This is a genomic window from Pseudomonas sp. D8002 (assembly GCF_013385695.1).
In the GTDB taxonomy this organism is placed as follows: domain Bacteria; phylum Pseudomonadota; class Gammaproteobacteria; order Pseudomonadales; family Pseudomonadaceae; genus Aquipseudomonas.
In genome coordinates this window covers 75141-84983 of record NZ_JACAPM010000063.1, presented here as the reverse complement: position 1 = coordinate 84983, position 9843 = coordinate 75141, and the positions used below count along the sequence as shown (strand labels likewise).

Here is a 9843-nt window from a genome sequence, read left to right as displayed (position 1 = left end):
CCAATACAAGCCATCACCCAAAAAACGAATATACACACACACCAAACAGCGCCCCCCATTGGCCAAACCAGTCAACCAAGTTGAAAGCTTTGACCATTGCCCACCCACCGCTCTAGAGCGACTATTTCACCGGTCTACGTACCCATCCTGAAAATAAAAAACACACAGGGATTTGAAGCGATGCGTGATTACTCGGCTGCCACCACCCAGTTCAACTACCAACACACCGTCGACGCTGCCTTGTCGGGCAACCTGCAGGCCCTCAACGCCTGCGTCGAATGCTGCGACCGCCACGCATTACCTGGCCGCATCGCACTGTTCTGGGAGGGCAAGGACGGCCGCGGCGCCACGTCCACCTTCACCCAGCTGCAAGACCAGGCCGCACGCTTCGCCAACTTCCTCCTGGCCCAGGGCGTCAATCGCGGCGACAAGGTGGCAGGCCTCCTGCCACGCACCGCCGAGCTGCTGGTGGTCGTCCTCGCCACCTGGCGCATCGGCGCGGTCTATCAGCCGCTGTTCACCGCCTTCGGCCCCAAGGCCATCGAACACCGCCTGAACAGCTCCGGCGCCGCGCTGGTGGTGGCCGATGCAGTAAACCGTCCCAAACTGACGGAAGTGGCCGACTGCCCGACCATCGTCACCGTCGCCGGCCCCAACGGCGAAGGCATCGTGCGCGGCGATTTCAGCTTCTGGGCCGAGCTGCCCAACTATTCCAACCTCTGCGAACCCGTATTGCTGGGCGCCGACGACCCGTTCCTGCTGATGTTCACCTCAGGCACCACCGGCCCGTCGAAAGCCCTGGCCGTGCCGCTCAAGGCAATCGTTGCGTTCCAGAGCTACACCCGCGACGCCGTCGACCTGCGCCCCGAAGACGCATTCTGGAACGTCGCCGACCCGGGCTGGGCCTACGGCATCTATTTCGGCGTGACCGGCCCCTTGTCCATGGGCCACCCGATCACCTTCTACGATGGCCCGTTCACCCTCGAAAGCACGTGCCGTGTCATCAACAAATACGGGATTACCAACCTCACCGGTTCGCCCACCGCCTACCGCCTGCTGATCGCCGGGGGTGAGCAGTTCGCCAAGTCGATCAAGGGCAAGCTGCGTATTGTCAGCAGTGCCGGCGAGCCGCTGAACCCGGAAGTGATCCGCTGGTTCGCCGATAACCTCGGCGTGACCATCCACGACCACTACGGCCAGACCGAGTTGGGCATGGTGCTGTGCAATCACCATGGCCTGGAGCATCCGGTGCACGTCGGCTCCGCGGGCTTTGCCTCGCCGGGCCATCGCATCGTGGTGCTGGACGACAACCATCAGGAGTTGCCCGCCGGCCAACCGGGCATCCTCGCCATCGACCGCGAGCAATCGCCGATGTGCTGGTTTGCCGGTTATGACGGCGTCAAGACCAAGGCCTTCGTCGGCAAGTACTACCTCAGCGGCGATACGGTGGAGCTGAACCCCGATGGCAGCATCAGCTTTGTCGGGCGCAGCGACGATGTGATCACCACCTCCGGCTATCGCGTGGGGCCGTTCGACGTAGAGAGCGCCTTGATCGAGCATCCGGCCGTGGTGGAGGCCGCCGTAGTGGGCAAGCCATGTCCGGAACGCACCGAGATCGTCAAGGCGTTTGTGGTGCTCAGCGAGCAGTACCGCGCCGAGCCGGCCCTGGCCGAAGAGCTGCGCCAGCACGTGCGCAAGCGCCTGGCCGCTCACTCGTACCCGCGGGAAATCGAATTTGTCAGCGAGCTGCCCAAGACCCCGAGCGGCAAGCTGCAACGCTTCATTTTGCGTAATCAGGAAATTGCCAAGGCCCAGGCGGCCACGGCGTGACCCATTCTTCAAGGAAACAATGATGCAGATTGAGAACAAGGTTTTTCTGGTCAGCGGTGGCGCTTCAGGCCTCGGCGCGGCAACCGCCGAGATGCTCGTGGCGGCCGGAGCCAAGGTGATGCTGGTGGACCTGAACGCCGACGCAGTGGCCGCCCAGGCGCAAAAGCTCGGCGCGCAGGCCCGCAGCGCGGTCGCCGATATCAGCCAGGAAGCCGCTGCCGAAGCGGCGGTACAGGCCACCGTCGCCGCCTTTGGCGGTTTGCATGGGTTGGTCAACTGTGCCGGTGTGGTGCGGGGCGAGAAAATCCTCGGCAAAAATGGCCCGCACGTGCTGGCCAACTTCGCCCAGGTGATCAACGTCAACCTGATCGGCAGTTTCAACCTGCTGCGCCTGGCTGCAGCGGCTATCGCTGAAACCGAGGCGAATGCCGATGGCGAGCGCGGTGTGATCATCAATACCGCTTCAGTGGCAGCGTTTGACGGCCAGATCGGCCAGGCGGCCTATGCCGCTTCCAAGGGCGCGATTGCCAGCCTGACCCTGCCGGCGGCCCGCGAACTGGCGCGCTACGGGATTCGGGTGATGACCATCGCCCCCGGTATTTTCGAAACTCCGATGATGGCGGGCATGACGCCGCAAGTGCGCGAATCCCTCGCCGCCGGCGTGCCATTCCCGCCGCGCCTGGGCAAGCCGGGCGAGTACGCCGCGCTGGTGCGGCATATCATTGAAAACAGCATGCTCAACGGCGAGGTGATCCGTCTCGACGGGGCCTTGCGCATGGCAGCCAAATAAGGAGATTTTCATGACTGATCCAATCGTTATTGTCAGCGCGGTACGCACCCCGATGGGCGGGTTCCAGGGCGATCTCAAAGGCCTCACCGCTCCGCAACTGGGCGCTGCGGCGATTCGTGCAGCGGTCGAACGCGCCGGTATCGCTTCCGATGCCGTGGATGAAGTGCTGTTCGGTTGCGTGCTGCCCGCCGGCCTCGGCCAGGCGCCGGCACGCCAGGCGGCGCTGGGTGCTGGCCTGGACAAGTCCACGCGCTGCACCACCCTCAACAAGATGTGCGGCTCGGGCATGGAAGCCACGATCCTGGCCCATGACGCGTTGCTGGCAGGCAGCGTGGAGGTGGCCATCGCCGGTGGCATGGAGAGCATGTCCAACGCGCCGTACCTGCTGGACCGTGCCCGCAGCGGCTATCGCATGGGCCACGGCCGGGTGCTCGACCACATGTTCCTCGACGGCCTTGAAGACGCCTACGACAAGGGCCGCCTGATGGGCACCTTTGCCGAGGACTGCGCCGAGCACAACGGCTTTTCCCGCGAGGCCCAGGACGCGTTTGCGATTGCGTCCCTGACCCGTGCGCAACAGGCGATCACCGACGGCAACTTCATCGCCGAAATCGTCCCGGTGCAGGTCACCGTGGGCAAGGAACAGAAAACCATCATCCACGACGAACAGCCGCCGAAAGCCAAGCTGGACAAGATCGCCACCCTGAAGCCGGCCTTCCGTGAAGGCGGCACGGTGACGGCAGCCAACTCCAGTTCGATTTCCGACGGTGCGGCGGCGCTGCTGCTGATGCGCCAGTCCGAAGCGCACAAGCGCGGGCTCAAGCCTCTGGCGGTGATCCATGGCCACGCGGCGTTTGCCGATGAGCCTGGCCTGTTCCCGGTAGCGCCGGTGGGGGCGATCCGCAAGCTGATGAGCAAGACCGGCTGGAACCTCGACGAAGTCGACCTGTTTGAAATCAACGAGGCCTTTGCCGTGGTCAGCCTGGTGACCATGAGCAAGCTGGAGATTCCCCACAGCAAGGTCAACATCCACGGCGGTGCCTGTGCCCTGGGCCATCCGATTGGCGCGTCCGGCGCGCGGATCCTGGTGACCCTGCTTTCGGCCCTGCGCCAGAAAGGCCTCAAGCGCGGCGTTGCAGCGATCTGCATCGGCGGCGGTGAAGCCACGGCCATGGCCGTTGAATGCCTGTACTAAGGAACACCTATGCTGCCGAATGACGAACAACTGCAAATCAGCGAAGCCGCCCGGCAATTTGCCCAGGAACGCCTTAAACCGTTCGCTGCCGAGTGGGACCGCGAGCATCGCTTTCCCAAGGAAGCCATTGGTGAAATGGCCGAGCTGGGCTTTTTCGGGATGCTGGTCCCGGAGCAATGGGGCGGCTGTGATACCGGCTACCTGGCCTACGCCATGGCCCTGGAAGAGATCGCTGCCGGTGACGGCGCCTGCTCGACCATCATGAGCGTGCACAACTCCGTGGGCTGCGTGCCGATCCTCAAGTTCGGCAATGATCAACAGCGCGAGCAGTTCCTCAAGCCCCTGGCCAGTGGTGCGATGCTCGGTGCGTTTGCCTTGACCGAGCCCCAGGCCGGTTCCGACGCCAGCGGCCTGAAAACCCGTGCCCGGCTGGAGGGCGATCACTACGTCTTGAATGGCTGCAAGCAGTTCATCACCTCCGGGCAAAACGCCGGGATCGTGATTGTGTTTGCAGTCACCGATCCGGCTGCCGGCAAACGCGGCATCAGCGCCTTTATCGTGCCCACCGACTCGCCGGGCTACAGCGTCGCGCGGGTCGAGGACAAGCTCGGCCAGCATGCTTCCGACACCTGCCAGATCCTGTTTGAGGATGTGAAGGTGCCGGTGGCCAATCGTTTGGGCGAGGAGGGCGAAGGCTACCGGATCGCCCTGGCCAACCTCGAAGGCGGGCGTGTCGGCATTGCTTCGCAAGCGGTAGGCATGGCGCGGGCGGCATTTGAAGCGGCCCGGGACTACGCCCGCGAGCGGGAAAGCTTTGGCAAGCCGATCATCGAGCACCAGGCCGTGGCCTTCCGCCTGGCGGACATGGCGACGCAAATCGCCGTGGCGCGGCAGATGGTGCATTACGCCGCCGCCCTGCGTGACAGCGGCAAGCCGGCGCTGGTGGAAGCGTCCATGGCCAAGCTGTTTGCTTCGGAAATGGCCGAAAAGGTCTGCTCGGCAGCCTTGCAAACCCTCGGCGGTTACGGTTACCTGAGCGACTTTCCCCTGGAGCGGATCTACCGCGATGTGCGGGTCTGCCAGATTTACGAAGGCACCAGCGATATTCAACGCATGGTCATTTCACGCAATCTCTGAGGAGTCTCTATGAGTTACGAAAGCATTTTGCTGGACGTGCAGGGCCGGGTCGGGCTGATCACCCTCAATCGCCCGCAAGCGCTGAACGCCCTGAACGCGCAACTGGTCAGCGAGCTGAACCAGGCGCTGGACAGCCTGGAAGCCAACCCGGAAATCGGCTGCATCGTGCTAACCGGCTCGAAAAAAGCCTTTGCCGCCGGTGCCGACATCAAGGAAATGGCCGAGCTGACCTACCCGCAGATCTACCTCGACGACCTGTTCAGCGACAGCGATCGCGTGGCCAACCGCCGCAAGCCGATCATTGCGGCGGTCAACGGGTTTGCCCTGGGTGGCGGCTGTGAACTGGCCTTGATGTGCGACTTCATCCTGGCGGGTGATAACGCCAAGTTTGGCCAGCCGGAAATCAACCTCGGCGTGCTGCCGGGCATGGGCGGCACCCAGCGCCTGACCCGCGCCGTGGGCAAGGCCAAGGCCATGGAAATGTGCCTGACCGGGCGCTTTATCGATGCGGTGGAAGCCGAGCGCTGCGGGATCGTCGCGCGCATAGTGCCGGCGGATGAGCTGTTGGACGAAGCATTGAAGGTCGCGACCCTGATCGCCGGCAAGTCGGTGCCCATCAGCATGATGGTCAAGGAAAGCGTGAACCGCGCGTTTGAAGTGAGCCTGTCCGAAGGCGTGCGCTTTGAGCGCCGGGTGTTCCACGCGGCGTTTGCCACGCTGGATCAGAAGGAAGGCATGGCGGCGTTTGTGACCAAGCGTGCGCCGGAGTTCAAGGACAAGTAGACACTGTCCTGAAACGCTGAAGATCAAAAAATGTGGGAGCGGGCTTGCTCGCGAAGGCGGTATTACAGTCACCCGATGTATCGACTGATCCACCGCCTTCGCGAGCAAGCCCGCTCCCACATGGGTTATGCGAAATACCTGTTACAGCTGGTAGTTTTTCAATTCTCTGGCAATCACCATCCGCTGAATCTCGCTGGTGCCCTCGTAAATCTGGGTAATCCGCGCATCCCGGTAGTAACGCTCCACCGGGTAGTCCTCCAGATAGCCATAACCCCCATGAATCTGCATGGCTGAAGAGCACACCTTCTCGGCCATTTCCGAGGCAAACAGCTTGGCCTGGGAGGCCTCCGACAGGCATGGCTTGCCCGCACTGCGCAATCGGGCGGCGTGCAGGATCAGCAAGCGCGCCGCATTCAGGCGGGTTTGCATGTCGGCCAGCAAGTTGGCCACGCTCTGGTGCTCGATGATCGCCTTGTCGAACTGCACCCGGTCACGGGCATAGGCCAGCGCGGCCTCAAAGGCGGCACGCGCAATACCCAGCGCCTGGGCGGCAATCCCGATGCGTCCGCCTTCGAGGTTGGACAGGGCGATGGCCAGGCCCTTGCCGCGTTCACCCAGCAGGTTGGCTTCCGGCACGGTGCACTGGTTGAGGGTGACGGCACAGGTGTCCGAGGCACGAATGCCCATCTTGTGTTCGGTACGGTCCACCACGAAGCCCGGGGTGTTGGTCGGCACCAGGAACGCCGAGATGCCTTTCTTGCCCAGCTCCGGGTCGGTCACTGCAAACACGATCGCCAGCTTGGCGCGCTTGCCGTTGCTGACAAACTGCTTGGCGCCGTTGATCACCCACTGGCCGTCCCGCAGTTCGGCACGGGTGCGCAGGTTGTGCGCTTCGGAACCGGCCTGGGGTTCGGTAAGGCAGAAGCAACCGATGGCCTGGCCGCTGGCCAGTTCCGCCAACCAGGTTTCCTTTTGTGCTTGTGAGCCGTAGTTGAGGATTGGCCCGCAACCCACTGAATTATGGATACTCATCAGTGCGCCGGTAGCGCCGTCGCCAGCGGAAATCTCTTCCACTGCCAGGGCGTAGGCCACGTAGTCGACGTAGGTGCCGCCCCATTCTTCAGGCACCACCATGCCCAGCAAACCCAACTCGCCCATCTTGGCGACCAAAGCATCGTCGATCCAGCCGGCCTTTTCCCAAGCCTGGGCGTGGGGGGCGATTTCGCCACGGGCAAAGTCTCGCGCCATGTCGCGGATCATCACTTGTTCTTCTGTAAATTCAATATCTTGCATGACTTAGTTCCCGTTCTTGTCGAAGTCGCGGAAGAAGCTTTCGACATGATCAGCCTCCAACGCCTGCAGGGTTGGAGGGTTCCAGCGAGGGGTTTTGTCCTTGTCGATCAGCAGGGCGCGGACGCCTTCGATCAGGTCGCCACGGGCAAACCATTGGCGGTCCAGGTGCAGTTCCAGGGCAAAGCATTGCTCCAGCGGCAGGTGGCGCCCGCGACGCAGCATCTGCAGGGTCACGGCCATGGCCAGGGGGGAGCGCGTCTGCATCAGGCTGGCGGTGGTCAATGCCCAGTCATGGCTGTCGGCGACGGTGACTTGCTGCAATTGCTCGACGATGCTCGGCACGTCCGGCAAGGCAAAGAAGTGATCGATGGCTGGGCGTAGCGCCGCCAGGGGGGCGTCGGGCAATTGTTGCACCGCGAGGCTGGCCAGCAGGCCTTGCAGGTCCTTGAGGGGAGAATCGTGCCATTCCAGGCGGTCCAGGCGCTGGTCGAGGTCGGCGAGCCGGGCGCTGTCGAGGTACCAGTCCGCCAGGCCGCAATACAGGGCGTCGGCGGCACGAATCTGCACGCCGGTCACCCCGAGGTAGATCCCCAGTTCCCCGGAAATGCGCGGCAGGAAATAGCTGCCGCCCACGTCAGGGAAATACCCGATGGCCACCTCGGGCATTGCCAGGCGGCTGCGGTCGGTGACCACCCGCAGGTCGGCGCCTTGCACCAGGCCCATGCCACCGCCAAGGACGAAGCCGTCCATCAGTGCCAGGACCGGTTTGCGATAGTTGTGAATGGCGAGGTCGAGGGCGTATTCCTCGACGAAGAAGTCTTCGTGGAGGGTGTCGCCGCTCTTGAAGCTGTCGTACAGCGAGCGAATGTCGCCGCCGGCGCAGAAGGCTTTTTCACCGGCACCGCGCAACACCACGGCATGCACCTTGGGATCGTCCGCCCACGCCTGCAAATGCCGGCTGAGGCTGCGGACCATGTCCAGGGTGAGGGCGTTAAGGCCTGCGGGGCGATTGAGGGTCAGGTGGCCAATATGGTTGCGTACGTGCGCCAGGACCTCGTCTTGCACAATCCCGGCGCTGCTTGCCTCGGATGAAACCTGAGCAGTCATCTCTAACTCCCTGCTTTTATTGTTCTTTATCAAGATGTTCGCGGGCGAACCATCTCGCGATCGTACCAGTGCAAATTTGCCCAGTACAAGTCGGAATCATGCAGGTCGTTTTTGCATTTTTGCCTTATGGAGGAGGCTGGCCCTGGTGCTGGAAAACCGCGCCGATGGTGCGCCGCCGGGCATACCGCTCGCTGGCCTGGATCAGCTCTTCCAGTTCCTGCGGGGTAACGTCCAGGAACTGCTCGCGCTCGGCGAGGGCCTGCTTGAGGTCCTCGGCGCTGATCCCGGGGTTTTCGGTGGCCATTGGCATAAAGATCGGCGCAGCCGGTTCGCGGGTGCCCTTGGGGTAACGCGTGCGCGTGGCGTTGTTGTAGGCCAGCGCGCAGGCCAACAAGGCTGTGGCTCCCAGCATGACTGCGGCAAGTTCGTGCCAGCCCATGGCAATCGAGGCGGGGTCAGCCAGCACCAGGCTCATGGCCAGGCCGCCCGCCGGTGGATGCAGGCAGCGCAGCCAGCAGATCAGGATCACGGTCATCCCGGCAGCCAGGCATGCGCTGCCCAGCGTTCGGCCCAATACCCGGGCCACCAGCAGCGCAACAATCCCGGCACACAGGTAGCTGCCGATGATCGACCAGGGCTGGGCCAGCGCGCCGGAGGATACGGCAAACAGCAGCACCGCCGAGGCTCCCAGCGGGCCTATCAGGTGCAGGGCCACCTCGGTGCCGAACACCTGGGCGCACACCCAGACGCTGAACAGTGTGCCCAGGGCCATGCCGATGGCGGCACGACTCCATTCGGCAGGGCGGGTATTGATGGCAGCGGGTAACCAGCGAGCGAGCATTGACAGACGATCCGTGAAAAGCGGGCGAAAAAAAAGGCTTGCCTGGTTTCCCGGAAAAGCCCTTTAAAGAAGTTCCTGCATTTGGGGGAGGAACCTGCGCAGTGTGCCAATCGATGAAGACTGCTGCCAATGCATATTAATGCAGGTCAAGTGCAGTATTTTTGCAGTAAAACGTGTCAGCCAAACGGTATCAGGCGGGTTGGCGGTGGCATGGGGTTGCTGATCTTGCCCAGCACACGGTCATCGGTTTCCTCGTTGATCAGCAGGTTTTGTACATTTCCCCGCAGCGATGGATTGTTGGCCAATGGCCCCTTGAGCACCACCAGTGCATCACGCAGTTCCATCAGCCGATCCAGTTTTGGCAGCGGGATGTAACCCGCATTGACTCTGTCGCGGGACAAAGGCGCGACAGCGTCAGAGGTTGAGGGGTCGGGCAATCGACGGTCGGACACAAAACATTCCTCTAAATGAAATAAACGGCAGCGCTGAATGCTGTTTAAAAGGTCTTTATTGTTATTTCGACTGTTCGTTTAAGCGGGGCATGTCTTGATTGATGGCTTGCTGCTACGTTCGTCGAGTTTCTTTCGAAAGTAACAGGAATGCCTTACACCGCACCTTTGGAACTTCTGAAAATAGTTAAAAGGTATTAAATAATTAACTCGCTTGGCAGGCGAGTCTACAGTCGAGGGCTAGGGGCGGGAAGAGGGCGTCTTATCGGTAGCAGCGTATAGATGCGTAGGATGTTTCTCGATAGTTGCTACGCTAAAAGTTTCGAAGTTGAATGGGCAAAGAAGTTTCTTACATACACTTGGATTTATAACTACTGAATGTACTGGCGCGGGATATGCGGTTGGTTCCGCTTATCCC

9 protein-coding genes are annotated in these 9843 nt (G+C 62.1%); 5 read left to right on the top strand and 4 right to left on the bottom strand.

What is annotated here, in order from left to right:
• The first annotated feature begins 180 nt into the window (after positions 1 to 180).
• The 5 genes from HX807_RS30360 to HX807_RS30340 are packed head-to-tail and all read left to right on the top strand — an operon-like array spanning position 181 to position 5735.
• Positions 181 to 1830 carry an AMP-binding protein gene (locus HX807_RS30360; RefSeq protein WP_177052048.1) on the top strand — a complete coding sequence of 550 codons (1650 nt, stop codon included), beginning with the start codon at positions 181 to 183 and terminating at the stop codon, positions 1828 to 1830.
• A gap of 22 nt (positions 1831 to 1852) precedes the next feature.
• The gene (locus HX807_RS30355) at positions 1853 to 2620 is read left to right on the top strand and encodes an SDR family NAD(P)-dependent oxidoreductase (RefSeq protein ID WP_003217603.1); all 768 of its coding nucleotides are present in this window, start codon (positions 1853 to 1855) and stop codon (positions 2618 to 2620) included.
• A 10-nt stretch (positions 2621 to 2630) separates the two neighbouring features.
• Positions 2631 to 3815 (top strand): acetyl-CoA C-acyltransferase, encoded by a 1185-nt coding sequence (locus HX807_RS30350; RefSeq protein WP_008433457.1) that lies wholly within the window; start codon positions 2631 to 2633, stop codon positions 3813 to 3815.
• 9 nt (positions 3816 to 3824) lie between these two features.
• Entirely contained in the window at positions 3825 to 4952 is a 1128-nt protein-coding gene (locus tag HX807_RS30345) for an acyl-CoA dehydrogenase (RefSeq protein ID WP_008433455.1), read from the top strand.
• Between the two features lie 9 nt (positions 4953 to 4961).
• Positions 4962 to 5735, top strand: coding sequence for an enoyl-CoA hydratase (locus HX807_RS30340; protein WP_177052046.1), 774 nt, complete (start codon positions 4962 to 4964; stop codon positions 5733 to 5735).
• Between the two features lie 141 nt (positions 5736 to 5876).
• Here HX807_RS30340 and HX807_RS30335 read toward each other — a convergent pair whose 3' ends face one another.
• From HX807_RS30335 to HX807_RS30320, 4 genes are all read right to left on the bottom strand, one after another.
• Positions 5877 to 7028 carry an acyl-CoA dehydrogenase family protein gene (locus HX807_RS30335; protein ID WP_177021110.1) on the bottom strand — a complete coding sequence of 384 codons (1152 nt, stop codon included), beginning with the start codon at positions 7026 to 7028 and terminating at the stop codon, positions 5877 to 5879.
• A gap of 3 nt (positions 7029 to 7031) precedes the next feature.
• Entirely contained in the window at positions 7032 to 8135 is a 1104-nt protein-coding gene (locus HX807_RS30330; protein ID WP_177052044.1) for an enoyl-CoA hydratase/isomerase family protein, read from the bottom strand.
• A gap of 124 nt (positions 8136 to 8259) precedes the next feature.
• On the bottom strand, positions 8260 to 8976 hold the full coding sequence (locus HX807_RS30325; RefSeq protein WP_102604350.1) for an HPP family protein: 717 nt from the start codon (positions 8974 to 8976) through the stop codon (positions 8260 to 8262).
• 176 nt (positions 8977 to 9152) lie between these two features.
• Entirely contained in the window at positions 9153 to 9428 is a 276-nt protein-coding gene (locus HX807_RS30320) for a type VI secretion system contractile sheath small subunit (protein ID WP_371316507.1), read from the bottom strand.
• Between the last annotated feature and the right edge of the window lie 415 nt (positions 9429 to 9843).

Coding starts and splice junctions, on each gene's coding strand:
- HX807_RS30360 (WP_177052048.1), top strand. CDS start 181: ATGCGTGATTACTCGGCTGCCACCACCCAGTTCAACTACCAACACACC.
- HX807_RS30355 (WP_003217603.1), top strand. CDS start 1,853: ATGCAGATTGAGAACAAGGTTTTTCTGGTCAGCGGTGGCGCTTCAGGC.
- HX807_RS30350 (WP_008433457.1), top strand. CDS start 2,631: ATGACTGATCCAATCGTTATTGTCAGCGCGGTACGCACCCCGATGGGC.
- HX807_RS30345 (WP_008433455.1), top strand. CDS start 3,825: ATGCTGCCGAATGACGAACAACTGCAAATCAGCGAAGCCGCCCGGCAA.
- HX807_RS30340 (WP_177052046.1), top strand. CDS start 4,962: ATGAGTTACGAAAGCATTTTGCTGGACGTGCAGGGCCGGGTCGGGCTG.
- HX807_RS30335 (WP_177021110.1), bottom strand. CDS start 7,028: ATGCAAGATATTGAATTTACAGAAGAACAAGTGATGATCCGCGACATG.
- HX807_RS30330 (WP_177052044.1), bottom strand. CDS start 8,135: ATGACTGCTCAGGTTTCATCCGAGGCAAGCAGCGCCGGGATTGTGCAA.
- HX807_RS30325 (WP_102604350.1), bottom strand. CDS start 8,976: ATGCTCGCTCGCTGGTTACCCGCTGCCATCAATACCCGCCCTGCCGAA.